Annotated in this window: 13 protein-coding genes and 1 pseudogene; 6 read left to right on the top strand and 8 right to left on the bottom strand. The window is 68.9% G+C overall.

All coding sequences use genetic code 11. From position 1 onward, the window contains the following. Positions 1 to 38: 38 nt before the first annotated feature. From ACYQ7X_RS06660 to ACYQ7X_RS06640, 5 genes are all read right to left on the bottom strand, one after another. Positions 39 to 929, bottom strand: coding sequence for a hypothetical protein (locus tag ACYQ7X_RS06660; RefSeq protein ID WP_459696129.1), 891 nt, complete (start codon positions 927 to 929; stop codon positions 39 to 41). Positions 930 to 1,014: 85 nt separating this feature from the next. Then, positions 1,015 to 1,971 carry an acetyl-CoA carboxylase carboxyltransferase subunit alpha gene (locus ACYQ7X_RS06655; RefSeq protein ID WP_459696128.1) on the bottom strand — a complete coding sequence of 319 codons (957 nt, stop codon included), beginning with the start codon at positions 1,969 to 1,971 and terminating at the stop codon, positions 1,015 to 1,017. A gap of 66 nt (positions 1,972 to 2,037) precedes the next feature. Then, on the bottom strand, positions 2,038 to 2,841 hold the full coding sequence (locus ACYQ7X_RS06650) for an ABC transporter ATP-binding protein (protein ID WP_459696126.1): 804 nt from the start codon (positions 2,839 to 2,841) through the stop codon (positions 2,038 to 2,040). 5 nt (positions 2,842 to 2,846) lie between these two features. Beyond that, positions 2,847 to 3,722 carry an ABC transporter permease gene (locus ACYQ7X_RS06645; RefSeq protein ID WP_459696125.1) on the bottom strand — a complete coding sequence of 292 codons (876 nt, stop codon included), beginning with the start codon at positions 3,720 to 3,722 and terminating at the stop codon, positions 2,847 to 2,849. Between the two features lie 120 nt (positions 3,723 to 3,842). After that, on the bottom strand, positions 3,843 to 4,241 hold the full coding sequence (locus tag ACYQ7X_RS06640) for a hypothetical protein (protein ID WP_459696124.1): 399 nt from the start codon (positions 4,239 to 4,241) through the stop codon (positions 3,843 to 3,845). A 251-nt stretch (positions 4,242 to 4,492) separates the two neighbouring features. Between ACYQ7X_RS06640 and ACYQ7X_RS06635 the strand changes: the two genes are divergently transcribed. The 3 genes and pseudogenes from ACYQ7X_RS06635 to ACYQ7X_RS06625 all read left to right on the top strand — a co-directional run bounded on the left by ACYQ7X_RS06635 (position 4,493) and on the right by ACYQ7X_RS06625 (position 8,308). After that, positions 4,493 to 6,160 (top strand): transglycosylase SLT domain-containing protein, encoded by a 1,668-nt coding sequence (locus ACYQ7X_RS06635; protein WP_459696402.1) that lies wholly within the window; start codon positions 4,493 to 4,495, stop codon positions 6,158 to 6,160. 241 nt (positions 6,161 to 6,401) lie between these two features. Further along, positions 6,402 to 6,948: pseudogene (gene bfr, locus ACYQ7X_RS06630) on the top strand (bacterioferritin). A gap of 94 nt (positions 6,949 to 7,042) precedes the next feature. After that, positions 7,043 to 8,308, top strand: a complete 1,266-nt coding sequence (locus ACYQ7X_RS06625; RefSeq protein WP_459696122.1) for an NRAMP family divalent metal transporter — start codon at positions 7,043 to 7,045, stop codon at positions 8,306 to 8,308. A 28-nt stretch (positions 8,309 to 8,336) separates the two neighbouring features. Here ACYQ7X_RS06625 and ACYQ7X_RS06620 read toward each other — a convergent pair whose 3' ends face one another. The 3 genes from ACYQ7X_RS06620 to ACYQ7X_RS06610 all read right to left on the bottom strand — a co-directional run bounded on the left by ACYQ7X_RS06620 (position 8,337) and on the right by ACYQ7X_RS06610 (position 11,607). Beyond that, positions 8,337 to 9,362, bottom strand: a complete 1,026-nt coding sequence (locus ACYQ7X_RS06620; protein WP_459696121.1) for an asparaginase — start codon at positions 9,360 to 9,362, stop codon at positions 8,337 to 8,339. An 8-nt stretch (positions 9,363 to 9,370) separates the two neighbouring features. Continuing rightward, entirely contained in the window at positions 9,371 to 10,093 is a 723-nt protein-coding gene (locus ACYQ7X_RS06615) for a M48 family metallopeptidase (protein WP_459696120.1), read from the bottom strand. Between the two features lie 101 nt (positions 10,094 to 10,194). Further along, positions 10,195 to 11,607 (bottom strand): NAD(P)H-dependent flavin oxidoreductase, encoded by a 1,413-nt coding sequence (locus tag ACYQ7X_RS06610; protein WP_459696119.1) that lies wholly within the window; start codon positions 11,605 to 11,607, stop codon positions 10,195 to 10,197. Between the two features lie 280 nt (positions 11,608 to 11,887). Between ACYQ7X_RS06610 and ACYQ7X_RS06605 the strand changes: the two genes are divergently transcribed. The 3 genes from ACYQ7X_RS06605 (at position 11,888) to ACYQ7X_RS06595 (ending at position 14,757) form a co-directional block, all read left to right on the top strand. Further along, positions 11,888 to 12,772 carry a pseudouridine-5'-phosphate glycosidase gene (locus ACYQ7X_RS06605; RefSeq protein ID WP_459696118.1) on the top strand — a complete coding sequence of 295 codons (885 nt, stop codon included), beginning with the start codon at positions 11,888 to 11,890 and terminating at the stop codon, positions 12,770 to 12,772. Between the two features lie 68 nt (positions 12,773 to 12,840). After that, positions 12,841 to 13,698 carry an N-formylglutamate amidohydrolase gene (locus tag ACYQ7X_RS06600; RefSeq protein WP_459696117.1) on the top strand — a complete coding sequence of 286 codons (858 nt, stop codon included), beginning with the start codon at positions 12,841 to 12,843 and terminating at the stop codon, positions 13,696 to 13,698. Positions 13,699 to 13,713: 15 nt separating this feature from the next. Then, a complete protein-coding gene (locus tag ACYQ7X_RS06595; protein WP_459696116.1) occupies positions 13,714 to 14,757 on the top strand; it encodes an Atu2307/SP_0267 family LLM class monooxygenase in 1,044 nt (347 codons plus the stop codon). Positions 14,758 to 14,785 lie beyond the last annotated feature (28 nt).

The following is a 14,785-nucleotide window of genomic DNA, read 5'->3' as shown; positions in this document are numbered from 1 at the left end:
GCCTCACCCTTCGCCCAAGCCGCAGCCGCAGCCGCATGTCATGGCGGCTGCAGCACCGCTAAGGCGTCGTGGACTCCGGGAAAGTGCGCTTTGAGCGCCTGCGCCGCGGCAGCTTCCGACCGTTCGTAGATTTCTCTGTCGCGATCGGCCGAAAAGCCGTTGCCCCCGGGGCTGAACGGCGCGTGCACAACGCCCTGAAACCAGTTTTTGAACCGAAAGCCACGCAGAACCATATCCCGGAACCACTGCGTTCCGATATCCAACGTCATAACCCCGAACGGATAGATGCTTCCTTGCGGAATCGTGACGGGCCGCGCCTTGCGCATGTCGATCAAGCAAGCAAATTCGTTGAGACGACATTCGGGAAAAGGCATCGGATGCGCCCGATCAATGCCTTCGGGCACCGTGCGCGGCCCAGGATGGGCCTGAACGATCGCCAGCGCCTCTTCATAGCTCGGATTGAAGGACGCATAGCGATCACCATCGCACCGCCCCGCCTTCGCAGCAGGGCAGTTCCAGCACTGCCCGATCCAGCCGACGCCCGCGAAGTCGCCCGCCGCCTGTTGCTCCAGCATCCCGCCCACAACATCGGCGGAAAACACGCAATCATTGTGCGCGATCAGAAGAAAGTCCTTATCGGTGTTTTCCCAGGCGTATTGGTAGCGAATCGACTGCCGGTGCGCGGCATCGTCCAGGCTCTGCCCGTGATAGAACTCAAGCCCTATGTGGGTTGCCGGCTCATGGTAGACGAAGCGTTCGTGCCTGAAGACCTTGCGGATCGGAGAGATGTCAATCCCGTGCGGCTGCACAGGATCAATCTGCAAAAAAATCCTATCAATCCGATCCCCGCTGTGATGCAGAAGCGACGCAAGGGTCATCGCCGTCTGGTATGGCTTCCCGTACACGCAAATCGCCACGTCAACTTTCATTACGCTGCCTTCGGTGCGGGTACCGGAAAACCGGAGAGACGATAGGACGGGCTAGTTATAATGTTCTAAACACGTTTGGAAAGAACTAACCCAAGCCCTCGCGGCCCATGGAGAGGAACTTCTCCCGCCGCCGGGCGCGCAGCGCCTCGGGCGATTGCTCGGCGAGCGGGGCGAGGGCGGCGCTCACCGCCTCCCCCACCGCTTCGATCATCTGCTGCGGGTCCCGATGCGCGCCGCCCTGCGGCTCGGGGATCACGGCGTCGATGAGGTCGAGCCGGCGGAGATCGTCCGCCGTCAGCTTCAGCGCCTCGGCGGCGAGCGGGGCGGCCGCCGCGTCACGCCAGAGGATGGAGGCGCAGCCCTCCGGGCTGATCACCGAATAGATCGCGTGCTCCAGCATCAGCACCCGGTCGGCGGTGCCGATGGCGATGGCGCCGCCCGAGCCGCCCTCGCCGATCACGGTCGCGACGAAGGGCACGGGCGCGGCGAGCCCCGCCTCGATCGCGCGGGCAATCGCTTCCGCCTGGCCGCGCGCTTCCGCATCCACCCCGGGATAGGCGCCGGAGGTATCGATGAAGCTCAGGATCGGCAGGCGGAAATGGCCCGCCATCTCCATCAGGCGGCGCACCTTGCGGTAGCCCTCCGGCCGGGCGCTGCCGAAATTATGCTTGATGCGGCTCTCCGTATCCGTCCCCTTCTCGGTGCCCATCACAACCACCGGCCGGCCCCGGAAGCGGCCGAGGCCGCCGACGATCGCCGCATCCTCGGCAAAGGCCCGGTCCCCGCCGAGGGGGGTATAGTCCTCGATGAGCTGGCGGATATAGGCGAGCGCGCGCGGCCGCTCGGGGTGGCGGGCGACGAGCGTTTTCTGCCAGGGGGTGAGCTTGGCATAGAGGGTGCGGAGCTGCCGGTCCGCCTTGTCCGACAGGCGGGCGACCTCGTCGGCGATGCTCATACCCTCGGGCCCGGGCATGCGGCGCAGCTCGTCAATCTTCTGCTCAAGCTCGGCGAGAGGTTTTTCGAAATCCAGATAATGGCGCATGGCAGTGTGATGAGCGAAATTGAGCCGGCGAACAAGGCCGGGCGAGGTGAAAAGGCGAAGCGCGCCTCAGGTGAGGGCGGTTTCGGGGAAGAGCGGCGTGATGCCGCCGCTGCCACCGCCGCTGCCGGGGGCGAAAAGCTCCATCACCTCGGCGGTCGGCCCGTCGGCGCGCACGCGCCCATCCTCCAGCCAGATCACGCGGGTACACCAGGCGTGCACGATATCGTTCAGATGGGTCGAGAGCACCAGGATGTCGGCGCCGCGGACCATCGCCTCCAGCCGCGTCTGCGCCTTCTCGCGGAAGGCAGCGTCACCGGCGAGGAACCACTCGTCCATCAGCAGCACCTCCGGGCTGATCGCGGTCGCCATGGCGAAGGCGAGGCGGATGATCATGCCGGAGCTGTAGATGCGCACCGGCAGATCGAAGAAGTCACCCAGCTCGGCGAAGGCGCGCACATCCTCCTGCAAGGCCTCCACCGCCGCCGCACCCATGCGGTGGTAGCGGCCGCGGAGTGCCACATTCTCGCGGCCCGTCAGCTCGGGGTTCATGCCCTGGTTGGGGTCGAGCAGCGCGTTGAGCGTGCCCTGGATGCGCACCGAGCCCGCCACCGGCTCGTAAACGCCGGCGAGCGCCCGCAGCAGCGTCGTCTTGCCGGCGCCGTTATGGCCGACGAGGCCGAGCCGCTCGCCCGGCTGGAGGGTGAAGGTGAGGTCGCGCAGCGCCTCCACCACCAGGCGGTGGCGGGCGTTTTCCTGCAGGCGGCGGCGGCCGGTGGCGGCGGCGAGCAGGCTCTTTTTCAGGCTGCGGGATTGGCCATGATAGAGCGGGAATTCGATGCGAAGGCTCTGAACCTCGATACGGGCGGCCATGGCGATCAGACCCAGAAGGCGATGCGGTGGCGGACGCGGAGGAAGCAGAGCCAGCCAAGGCCGCAGAGCGCGGCGGAGAAGCCGAGCGCGCTGATATAGGTCGCCTGCGAAGGCAGGGCGCCGAGGATCGGCGCACGCAGCACTTCGAGGATGCTATAGAACGGATCGTAGAGCAGGAAATGGCTGCGCTGGCCGAGCATGCCGGGCTTGAACATGACGCCGCTGACGTAGAAGGCGACCTGCATGAGGCTGCTCACGATGGGCGGGATATCGCGGAAGCGGGCGCAGAGCGCGCCAAGCATGAGGCAGACCGCGGCGCCATCGACCAGCCAGAGCAGCAGCGCCGGCACGGCCGCGAAGACCGACCAGTTCACCGGCGTCTGGAAGGCGATGAAGACGACGATGATGACCACGATGTTATGCGCGAAGATCAGCACGTTCCGCGCCAAGAGCTGGAAGATGTAGAGCGAGAAGGGCACCCGCATGGAGCGGATCATCCCCTCGGCCTGGGTAAAGACCGTCGATCCGTCGGTGACGATGGCGGAGAGGAAATTCCACAGCGTCAGCGACAGGGCGAGGAAGGGCAGATAGTCCCGGATCGGCGTCTTGAAGAGATAGGCATAGAGGAAGCCGAGGGCGCCGACCATGACGGCGGTGGAGAGGGTGAGCCAGAGCGGCCCCAGCACCGAGCCGCGATAGCGCAGCCGGATATCGAGCCAGCTCAGCATGAGGGCGAGCCGCCAGAGGCTGAGCCCGCGCGCCACGTCCCGCGCCGCCATGCCGTTGCGGGCCCAGAAGCCGAGGCCGTGGCGCAGATCGATCGCGAAGCCGGCATCGGCCTCGGCGCTAATGATCGTGGGGGAACCCGAGATGGCGTTCATGCGCGGCGCCGATAGCCGATCCGCCCCGCCGCTGCAACTCTTGTCCGCCGAAGCCAGCCGCGCGGGCGGTCCGGCCTTGGGGGGGGCTGAGGGCGAGGATGAACCGCCTTCGCTCGCCCCCTAGCTCGCGGGCGCCGCGAAGCCCGGCCGCACCAGGCTCAGCCGATCGCCCGCGCTGATGACGACGCGGCTGCCGAGCGCCGGCGCGCTGCCGGCGGGCGCGACGACGGAGAGCGTCTCGCCATCATCCGTGCGCACCAGCACCTCGGCGAGCGGTGGGGCGGCTTGCTGCCCGCCGAGGCCGAGGGCTGCGAGCAGGGCGCCGCCGCTTTGCGCCGCCGGGCCAGGCACCGGGCGGATCGCCGCGACCGTCGCGAGGCGCGCGCCGGGGCTCGGGGCTGCTGCCGGCACCAGCACCGTGCGCGGCGCGCCGGCGCAGCCTGAAAGCGCGAGCAGCAGAAGCGCCGCGAGCCCAGGGCGGCAGAAACCGCGCCAGGCGGCGCGCGAAAACGTGACCATTCCTCGGAGACCTCACCAAAGCCGGAGCGTCTTACACTCTAGGCAATCTTTCGGACAGGCACGAGCGCAAAACCGCTGGTTCGTGTTGCGCAAAACTTCACCTTGCACTAATGGGTTAGTCGGTTTTGCTGCCCACGAGGTTTAAGCAATCTTAGGAAAGCGACGGCATCACAGCCGTCGTGACTCAACGGCCCCCGGGCCGCGCCACGACGGAGGCTGCCGTGACCCCGCCTGAAACGCCCGCAGATGTGATGAGCGCCAAGCTTGTTCGGGCGCCGCGGGGCTGGGCACGCCGGCTCGGCCGCCCGCTGCGGCTGGCGGGCGGAATTGGCGCGATGGCGCTGCTCGCCGCCTGCGCCGCCCATAATTCCCACATCTCGGCGAGCCAGCAGGCAGTCAACTACCGGTCGAGCGCCAGGGGCGATTACGCCCCGCCCGGCCCGCCCTCGGATCCTTGGGGCCCCTATATCGCCGAGGCTTCGCGCCGCTTTGATGTGCCGCAAAGCTGGATCCGCAACGTCATCCACGTCGAATCCGGCGGCCATGAATACATTAACGGCCAGCTGACCACCTCCGATGTCGGCGCCATGGGGCTGATGCAGCTGATGCCGCAGACCTATCAGGAGCTGGAAGCCCAGTACGGGCTGGGGGACGATCCCTTCAACCCGCATGACAACATCATGGCCGGCACCGCCTATCTGCGCGAGATGTACGATCTCTTCGGCTCGCCGGGCTTCCTCGCCGCCTATAATGCCGGGCCGCAGCGCCTCAACGAATATCTGACGGATGGGCGGCCGCTGCCCGCCGAGACGACGCATTACCTGGCGATGATCGAGCCGCATATTCAGGGCGACATGCCGAGCGGCCGCTCCCCCGCCGACCAGTTCGCCATGAACAGCATGACGGCGCCGAGCGCGGCACCCTATGGCGGCGGCAGCCAGAGCAGCGGCCCGAGCCTTGCCGAGACCGGGGGCGGCCTCGTCGGCAGCCCCGGCGTCTTCAACGGCATGGGCGCGGGCAGCGGCGCGCGCGGCGGCGGCACGCTCGTCGCCATGAACCAGATCGCCCCCTCGGCGCCGATCGCCGGCGCCGTCGCGAGCCCCGCCGCTTCCGGCGAATCGGCGACCGAGGCGCTGAACGACCAGCAGTTCGCCGCCCATGCCGCGACGCTTGCCGCCAATGGCGGCGGCGCGGTGCCGGCGGACCTCATCATGAGCCAGCAGCAGGCCACGGCGCCCGCCGCCACCGCCGCACCGGTGGTGGTCGCCTCCGCCGCCCTGCCGCCGCCCGTGGTGGTGCCGGCGCAGCCCGCCTATCGCCCGGCCGTCGTCGAAGCGAGCCCGGCGGCCGCGGCCCCGGCGCCCCTGCCCGCGCGCCAGCCCGTCTTCCAGGTGGCACCCGCCTATCAATCGGCTAAGGCCCCTGCGGCGCCGGTGCCGGCGGGCACGCGGCTTGCCGAAAATGCCGCCCGGGCGGCCGCTTTCGCCCCCGCTACCTATCGGCCGGCGGCGCCCGCCGTCATCGGGCCGGGGGGCATGCAGAACCTCGCCGCCGAGATCGGCCAGCCGGTCAACGCCAGCTACCAGCCGCCCGTGCAGCACGGGCTTCACCTGATCGCCCCGGCCGAGGCCGATACGCTGCCGGCCACCAGCGCGCCTGGGCCTGGCGGGTGGGGCATTCAGGTCGGCGCCTTCGGCAGTGCGGGGGATGCGCGGCACGCCATCAGCCTCGCCCGGCATAGCGACCGGATCCACCTCGCCGCCGCCCGTTCCATCGTCATGCCGGTGCAGGTTTCCGCCCACACGCTCTATCGGGCGCGTCTCGCCGGCCTGTCGCAGAACAGCGCGGTGACCGCCTGCCAGGATCTGCGCGAGCATGCGGCCTGCATGGTGCTCTCCCCGGATGCCCTCGCCGAGTAGCGGAGGGCGGCCGCAGCCTACGGCCGCCGGCATGGCGCCAGAGGTCTGATCCGGGCTCCTGGAGCAGTCGGCCACGCTGCCTTGGCAGCCGGCGGCGCGGCCTTATGCCTCATCATCTTCGGTCTCGACAGGGCGCGTCTTTACGTCTGATAAACGGTATCGGATATGACGCGCGGCGGCGATAGAGACCCGGGCGGCTCGAAGCCGCGGCGCGCAGCCGGCGTGAGGGAGAGAAGAGGCCATGCTGCGCGACCCCAAGGTGATCGAATTCCTCAATCTCCAGCTCACCCATGCGCTCAGCGCCATCAACCTGCATTTCCTGCACGCCCGCATGCTGGACCATTGGGGCATCGGCAAGCTCGCGGCTTATGCGGCGAGCCGGATCGAGCGGGAAACCCAGCATGCGGACAGGCTGACCCGCCGCATCCTCGTCCTCAAAGGCATTCCGAACCTGCAGCGGATCCACGCTTTCGCCGCGGCCGAAGGGGGTCGATGCCATCCTCACGGCGGACCGCACCATCAAGACCCGCGCGATCGAGGATCTGCGCGAGGCGATCGCCTATTGCGAGATCATGCGGGACTATGTCTCGCGCGATCTCCTTACCCTCATCCTGCAGGACGAGGAGCGGCACCTCAGCTTCCTCGACCATCAGATCGACCTCGTGGCGATGATCGACCTGCCCCACTACATCCAGCTCAACGCGACCGCCGTAACCAGCCCCGACCGCGATAGCCTCGGCGCGAGCGCCTCCCTCGCCGGCTTCAGCCCGCCTTTGGGGAAGGCCTGACACCCGCAGCGCGCGGGGAGATTTCATTTTACACGGGGGTGATTTTGCGGCCATTTGCAAATCATTCGCAATTTCAACTCCTGGATCGCGTGGAATGACGATGATGACTGCCTCGCCGAAACTCGCCCAGCGGTTCCGCTCCCACCGGGCGGCCGCGTTTTTCGCCGTCTTCGGGCCTGGTCTCGTCGTCATGCTGGCCGATACCGATGTCGGCTCGATCATCACCGCCGGCCAGAGCGGGGTGCAATGGGGCTACAAGCTGCTGCTGCCGCAGTTCATCCTCATGCCGGTGCTCTATATCGTGCAGGAGCTGACCGTCCGCCTCGGCATCTTCACCGGCCGCGGCCATGGCGAGTTGATCCGCGATACCTTCGGGCCGGCCTGGGCCTGGGTCTCGGCGGCGGGCCTCGCCATCGCGACGGTCGGCGCGCTGCTCACCGAATTTTCGGGCGTCGCCGGCGTGGGCGATCTCTTCGGCATCCCCCATGTCGCCTCGCTCGGCCTGTCGGCCGCGGCCCTGCTCGCCATCGTCGTCACCGGCTCCTACAAGCGGGTGGAGCGGCTGGCGATCGCCATCGGCCTCTTCGAACTCGCCTTCTTCGTCGTCGCCTGGGCGGCGCATCCCGATCTCGGCACCATGCTGCGGGATGCGGTGCGGGTTCCGCTCTTCGATGCGCATTACGAATATCTCGTCGCGGCCAATATCGGCGCGGTCATCATGCCGTGGATGGTTTTCTACCAGCAGTCGGCAGTGGCCGATAAGCGGCTGAAACCCGAGCATTTCACCGCCGCACGCTGGGACACGGCGATCGGCGCGGTCGTCACCCAGCTGGTGATGGCGGCGATCCTGATCGCCGCGGCGGCCATCATCCGCCCGCACAACCCCTCTGCCTCGCTCGCCGATGTCGGGCAGATGAGCCAGGCGATGGCGCCATTCCTGGGCCCCGAGGTCGGGCGCGTGGTCTTCGCCCTCGGCGTGCTCGGGGCCGGCATGATCGCCGCGATCGTCGCCTCACTGGCGCTCGCCTGGGGGCTTGGCGAGGTCTCCGGCTATCGCCGCTCGCTGGAATACCGGCCGATGGCGGCCAAGTGGTTCTACGGGGTCTATGCCGTCTGCGTCATCGGCGGGGCAGCCGGGGTCGGCATCGCGCCCAACCTCGTCAGCCTCAATGTCGGCGTGCAGGTGATGAACGCGCTGCTGCTGCCGGTGGTGCTGGGCTTCCTGCTGCGGCTGGCGATGAAAACCCTGCCCGAGGCGCAGCGCCTCAAGGGCTGGTATCTCTGGCTCACGGCGATCGTCTGCACCATCACCTGCGCCTTCGGCGTGCTGGGCGGCATCGGCGGCTTCTTCATCAGCTGAGCCCCGGGCGCTGGCGCCGGCGCCGGCGTCAATCTGCGACGGCGGCGACGGCTTCCGCGAGGCACGCCATCGCCGCGGGGCTGGCGAGCGGGCTGCCCGCCCCTTCCCGTCCGAGCAGAAGGGCGAGGAGGATGCGCGCCTTCTGGCCCGTCAGATCGCCGGCGAAGATCGCCCCCGCCGCCGCGAGATCGACCCCGCCGCCATTGCCATAGACCGGCTTCACCCGCCCCTCCCCGCAGCGGGAGGTGACAAGCACCGGCAGGCCTTGCGCGACCGCCGCCGCCGTCGCGCCGACGAAGGCCGGCGGGCAATTGCCGCGGCCGAAGCCTTCCAGCACGAAGCCGCGGCTGCCATCCGCCATCGCCCAGCGCATGAAGCGATCGTCCATCCCCATCGCCATCTTGATGAGGTCGATCCGTGGCTCTACCCGCTCGGCCGCGATCCGCGGCAGCTGCGCCGGGCGGCGGTAGAGCCGCACCGCACCCTCATCCACCACGCCGAGCTTGCCGTGATCGGCCGAGCTGAAGGTGCCGGGGCGCGAGGTGTGGGTCTTGCGGGCATCGCGCGCGGCGTGAAACGTGCCATCGAAGAGGATGACGGCGCCCAAGCCCTCCGCCGCCCGATCCCCCGCGAGGCGCACCGCGTCGCTCAGATTGCGCGGGCCGTCGGTATCCGCCGCATCGGCATTGCGCTGCGCGCCGGTAAAGACCACCGGCTTGCCGGCGCCGAGCATGAGCGCCACGAGGAAGGCGGTTTCCTCCATCGTATCCGTCCCATGGGTGACGACGGCGCCCCGCACCCCCGGCTCCGCCAGGATCGCCGCGAGGCGCCGGGCGAGGGCATGGGCCATCGGCAGGTCCATGCGGAAGCTGTTGAGGTTGCAGAAGGCCTCGGTGCGCAGCCGCAGGCCCGGCGGCAGATCGCGCAAGCCGCCGGCCAGTTCCTCGGCCGAGACGGAACTCACGAAGGCGTCCGCCGCCGCATCGTGGCGGGAGGCGATGGTGCCCCCGGTGGTGACGAGGACGACCGTATCGCCCGGACGATCCGCCTGCATGCTCCGCCTCAGCCTCCTTCCCCATCCGCCGCCAGGCTGGCGCCGATGCGCAGCAGCCCCGGCCCTTCCACCTGCAACCATTCCCCCGCCGCTTGCCAGCCGGGGCAAAGCACCTCCACCAGCGCCCAGAAGGCGGGCCCATGATGGAGGTGGCGCAGATGCGCCACCTCATGCGCCGTCACGTAGCTCTGCACGAAGCGCGGCGCCATCACCAGCCGCCAACTGAAGGCAAGCGTGCCATCGGCGGCACAGCTGCCCCAGCGGCTGCGCGTGTCCTTGATAAGAATGCGGCGGGGCTGGCGGCCGAGCCCGGCGGCATGGCCGAGGGCCAAGGGCGATAGCCGCCGCCGCGCCTCGGCCCGCAGGAAATCGGCGACCCGCCGGCGCAGGAAGGCGGCCTCGCCGGCGACGCACACTTCCCCCTCCGCGATCCAGGCGCCGCCGCGCGCCCGCGGCAGATGGCGAATGGCATGCGGCACCCCTTCGATGGGCAGCAGCGCGCCCGGCGCGAAGCGAATGCCCGGCGGCAGGGCCGCGAGCCGCGCCGCCACCCAGCCGGCATTCTCGTCGAGCAGCGCGAGCCCCGCCCGGCGCGAAGCGCGGTTCGGCAAAGTGACGATTACGGCCGCCTCCGCCGCGTCGATCCTGAGGGATAGGCGGCGCGCGCGCGGGCTACGCCGCCAGCGGATGAGGGCCTGGCCACCGCCGGGGAGCGCGATGGTCTCAGCCACGGGGGCCGCGCGCGCGGCATCGCCCGCAGGCAGCCGAGGCGGCCGAACCGCCGCCTCGCCCGCGCCGCCGCCCCGCTTCACCGGCTCACCGTCTCACCGGCTCACCGGCCGGTCTTGATCCGCTCGATCAGCTGCTTCACGGTCGGGATGAAGCCGTTGGAATAGAAGGGATCGAGGCCGAAGCGGAAGCCGTTATGGCCGCTGAACATGAGGTTATGCTCCGTCATGTCCTCGCCCTCGGCCTCATGCCCGATCGTCTGCAGCGTCTTCTGGATGCAGAAGCTGCGCGGATCGGCCTTCTTGCCGTTGGTGTATTCCGGCGCTTCCTGGCTCCAGTTGGAGAAGCGGCACTGGCTGAGGCAGCCCATGCAATCCACCTGGTCCTGGTAGATCTGCTGCGCGCGCTCAGGGGTGACGAAGATGAGCGTGGTATCGGGGGTGCGCAGCGCCTCGGTAAAGCCCTGCGCCACCCATTGGCGCACGCGCGCCAGATCAGGCTTGGTGAGATAGACGATGCGCTTGCGGGGGCCGACGCCGAATTCCGCCGTGTGCTCGCCCACCGCCTCGGTGGTGTAAGCCACCTGCCGCTCGCTGCGGCCGCGCAACTCACGCAGGAATTCGTTGTTGACCGCGCTGGAATAAAAGCCGGTCGGGCTGAAGCGGTTGAGGAAGATGTCCCCCTTCTTCAGCGTCAGCAGCTTCTGCTTCCAGCCCTCGCCGATCGGGCTTTCCTGGGTCAGCAGCGGCCGGGTGCCGAATTGGAAGGCGATGGGCCCGAGTTCCTTATTGTCGATCCAGTCCTCCCACTCCTCCAGCCACCAGACGCCGCCGGCCATGATGATCGGCGTCTCGCCCAGGCCGAAGGCGCGCATCTGCTGGCGAAGGGCGAGCACGCGCGGGAAGGGATCTTCCGGCTTGGTCGGGTCTTCGCTGTTCGACAGGCCGTTATGCCCGCCGGCAAGCCAGGGGTCTTCATAGACCACCCCGCCGAGCAGGTTGGAGGCCTTGTGATAGGCGCGCTTCCAGAGCGCACTGAAGGCGCGGGCCGAGGAGACGATGGGGTAGTAATGGACCCCGAATTTCATCGCGATCTCGGACAGCCGATACGGCATGCCGGCACCGCAGGTCAGCCCATTGATGAGCCCCTTGGCGCCTTCCAGCACCCCGGTGATGACGCGCTCGGCGCTGCCCATCTCCCAGAGGATATTGGCGTGGATGCGCCCGCGCCCGGCATTGATCTCATGCGCGCGCTGGGCCTGGGCGATGCCGCCGCGAATCGCATAGTCCACGAGTTCCTCGTGCCGGTCCCGCCGGGTGCGGCCGTGATAGACCTGCGGAATGCGCCGGCCTTCGGCATCGTAGCTATCGGCGTTCACGGCGCTGAAGGTTCCCACCCCGCCCGAGGCCGCCCAATGGCCGCAACTCGCGCCGTCGCTGACGGCCACGCCCTTGCCGCCTTCGACGAGGGGGAGCACCTCCACCCCGCCCATCCGGATCGCATTCAGCGCCTTCATACTTCCTATTCCACCCTGCACGGCCTCACCGCGCTTATGCCACACTTACCACCATTGTCCCGCGCGGAAGCTGCCGCCAGTATGCGATGCAGATCCCCCGCCGGCCTCATGGCCTCTCCCGTCGTCCACTTTTCTGACGGTGCTCGAACCGATGCAACTCCCTAACCCCAAACCAACCCCTGCGGATGCAGACCACCCCGCCGCTTCCGCGGCATCGCCGCCCCGGCAGCGCCCTGCCGGCGATGTCGCGCGCGGCGCAGGTGTTACAATATCTGAAGAGGTGACAGAAGCGTTACAGGCCGGGCGGCCGGTTGTCGCGCTCGAATCGACGATCATCACCCATGGCATGCCCTATCCGCAGAATCTCGCCATGGCGCGGGATGTGGCGGCGGATTGCCGGACGGGCGGGGCCGTGCCGGCGACGATCGGCGTGCTCGGCGGCCGCATCCTGGTCGGCATGAGTGCCGCGGAATGCGAGGAACTCGCCCAAGAGCCGGCGCCGATGAAGCTCTCCCGCGCCGATCTCGCCTTCGCGGCGGCGCTCGGCCGCTCCGGCGGCACCACCGTCTCGGCCACCATGATCGCGGCGGCCCGCGCCGGCATCCGCATCTTCGCCACAGGCGGCATCGGCGGCGTGCATCGCGGCGGCGAATCGAGCCTCGACGTGTCGGCCGATCTCGCAGAGCTGGCGCGCACGCCGGTGGCCGTGGTCTGCGCCGGGCCCAAGGCGATTCTCGATCTGCCCCGCACGCTCGAATATCTTGAAACACAGGGCGTGCCGGTGATCGGCTATCGCACCGGGCAGCTTCCCGCCTTCTGGAGCGCCGCGAGCCCCTGGCCGCTGACCTTGCGGGCCGAAAGCGCGGCCGAAATCGCCGCCGTCATCGCCGGGCAGCGCGCTCTCGGCCTCGAAAATGGCCTGCTCGTCGCCAATCCTATTCCGGCGGCAGAGGAAATCCCCTTCCCCGCCATGGCAGGCTGGATCGACCGGGCGCTTGCCGAGGCAGAGGCCGCGCGCATCACCGGCAAGGCCGTCACCCCCTTCCTGCTCGACCGTCTGCTCACGCTCACCAGCGGCCGCAGCCTTGCCGCCAATATCGCGCTGGTGCGGAACAATGCCCGGCTCGCCGCGGCGATCGCGGTGGCGCTCGCTTCCGCGCCATGATCGGCTGCCCTGCGTGGCTGCCATGATTGGCTGATGACAGGTGCTGCGCGGGGCGCTTGAATGGCGGTATGGATTTCGCCGCCACCGCGCCGCCGCTCAGCCTGCTCATGCCAGCGGTGCAGACCGCACCGCTGGTTTTCTCCTCGCCCCATTCCGGGGCCGATTACACGGCGGATTTCCTCGCCGCCAGCCGGCTCGATGCGCTCACCCTCCGCCGCAGCGAAGATTTCGCCATCGACCGCATCTTCGCCGCCGCGCCCGAGCATGGCGCCCCGCTGCTGCGCGCGCATTTCCCCCGCGCCTTTTGCGATGCGAACCGCGAGGCCTGGGAGCTGGACCCCGCGATGTTCGACGATCCGCTGCCGCCCTGGGTGAATACGGCGAGCCCGCGGATCGGCGCCGGGCTCGGCACCATCCCCCGCATCGTCGCCTCGGGCGAGGCGATCTATGCCCGCAAGCTCCGCTTCGCCGAGGCCGAGGCGCGGGTCCAGACCTGCTGGGAGCCGTATCACGATGCGCTCGGCCGCCTGGTGGCGGCCACTCGCGCCCGCTTCGGCTTCTGCCTGCTGATCGATTGCCATTCGATGCCCTCCGGCCTCGGCCAGGGGAGCCCGGATTTCGTGCTCGGCGATGCCTATGGCAAGGCCTGCGGCGGCGCCATCCTGCTGCGCATCGAGACCTGCCTCCGCCGCCTCGGCTACAGCGTCCGCCGGAACGACCCCTATGCCGGCGGCTACGTCACCCGCCATTACGGCCGCCCGCGCGAGGGCGTGCATGCGCTGCAAATCGAAATCGCCCGCGCCCTCTACATGGATGAGCGGCGGATCGAGCCGCATGGCGGCATGGCGCGGCTGCAACGGAACATGACGGACCTCATCGCCTTTCTGGCCGCCGACGGGCTGCCGCCGGAAGCGGGCGAGGCTTGAGCGGGAGCGCGCGCCATGCAACTCGGCCTTTATAGTTTCGGGGAAACCGCGGTCGATCCGGCGAGCGGCGCCGCGCCCGCCGCCGGGCAGCGCCTGCGCGATCTGGTCGAGGAAATCGCGCTGGCCGACGCGGTCGGCCTCGATGTCTTCGGCATCGGCGAGCATCACCGCGCCGATTACGCGGTCTCCGCCCCGGCCATCGTGCTCGCCGCCGCCGCCGCGCGCACCCGGCGCATCATCCTCACCTCGGCGGTGACGGTGCTGAGTTCGGACGATCCGGTGCGGGTCTTCCAGAATTTCGCGACGCTGGACCAGATCTCCGAGGGGCGTGCCGAGATCACCGCCGGGCGCGGCTCCTTCATCGAATCCTTCCCGCTCTTCGGCTACGATCTCGACGATTACGAAGAGCTTTTCGCCGAAAAGCTCGATCTGCTGCTCACGCTGCGGGACAGGGCGCGGGTGAGCTGGGCGGGGCGGCATCGCGCCTCCTTGCAGGATCAGCCGATCTATCCCCGCCCCTTTCAGGACAGGCTGCCGATCTGGGTCGCGGTCGGCGGCACGGCGGCTTCCGCCGCGCGGGCGGCACGCCTCGGCCTGCCCATGGCGGTCGCCATCATCGGCGGCGAGCCGGTGCGCTTCGCGCCGCTGCTCGATTACTATCGCGATCAGGCGATCCGCGCGGGGCATGATCCCGCCCGCCTGCCGATCAGCATCAACAGCCATGGCTTCATCGCCGAAAGCCGACAGGCGGCGGCGGATGCCTTCTTCCCGGCGCTCTCCTCGGTCATGAACCGTCTGGGCGCCGAACGCGGCTGGCCGCCGATGAGCCGGGCGCAGTATGATGAGCAATGCGCCCCGTCCGGCGCCCTCTTCGTCGGCAGCCCGGCCGAGATCGCCGAGAAGATCCTGTTCCAGCACCAGATCTTTCGCCATCGCCGCTTTCTTCTGCAACTCGCCGTCGGCGTCATGCCGCATGCCGAGATCATGAAGGCGATCGAACTCTTCGGCACGCGCGTCGCCCCTATCGTGCGGGCGGAAGTGGCCCGCCGCGGCTATTGACCGCCGGGCCGCAGCCGCTCATGATACC

The sequence above is a fragment of the Acidisoma sp. C75 genome, assembly GCF_054665095.1.
Note: the sequence above shows the minus strand (reverse complement) of the source record. Positions and strands in the feature narration are given on the sequence as shown.

Excerpts from the sequence above, each read along its gene's own strand:
- ACYQ7X_RS06660 (WP_459696129.1), bottom strand. The coding sequence starts at position 929 with ATGAAAGTTGACGTGGCGATTTGCGTGTACGGGAAGCCATACCAGACG.
- ACYQ7X_RS06655 (WP_459696128.1), bottom strand. The coding sequence starts at position 1,971 with ATGCGCCATTATCTGGATTTCGAAAAACCTCTCGCCGAGCTTGAGCAG.
- ACYQ7X_RS06650 (WP_459696126.1), bottom strand. The coding sequence starts at position 2,841 with ATGGCCGCCCGTATCGAGGTTCAGAGCCTTCGCATCGAATTCCCGCTC.
- ACYQ7X_RS06645 (WP_459696125.1), bottom strand. The coding sequence starts at position 3,722 with ATGAACGCCATCTCGGGTTCCCCCACGATCATTAGCGCCGAGGCCGAT.
- ACYQ7X_RS06640 (WP_459696124.1), bottom strand. The coding sequence starts at position 4,241 with ATGGTCACGTTTTCGCGCGCCGCCTGGCGCGGTTTCTGCCGCCCTGGG.
- ACYQ7X_RS06635 (WP_459696402.1), top strand. The coding sequence starts at position 4,493 with ATGAGCGCCAAGCTTGTTCGGGCGCCGCGGGGCTGGGCACGCCGGCTC.
- ACYQ7X_RS06625 (WP_459696122.1), top strand. The coding sequence starts at position 7,043 with ATGACGATGATGACTGCCTCGCCGAAACTCGCCCAGCGGTTCCGCTCC.
- ACYQ7X_RS06620 (WP_459696121.1), bottom strand. The coding sequence starts at position 9,362 with ATGCAGGCGGATCGTCCGGGCGATACGGTCGTCCTCGTCACCACCGGG.
- ACYQ7X_RS06610 (WP_459696119.1), bottom strand. The coding sequence starts at position 11,607 with ATGAAGGCGCTGAATGCGATCCGGATGGGCGGGGTGGAGGTGCTCCCC.
- ACYQ7X_RS06600 (WP_459696117.1), top strand. The coding sequence starts at position 12,841 with ATGGATTTCGCCGCCACCGCGCCGCCGCTCAGCCTGCTCATGCCAGCG.
- ACYQ7X_RS06595 (WP_459696116.1), top strand. The coding sequence starts at position 13,714 with ATGCAACTCGGCCTTTATAGTTTCGGGGAAACCGCGGTCGATCCGGCG.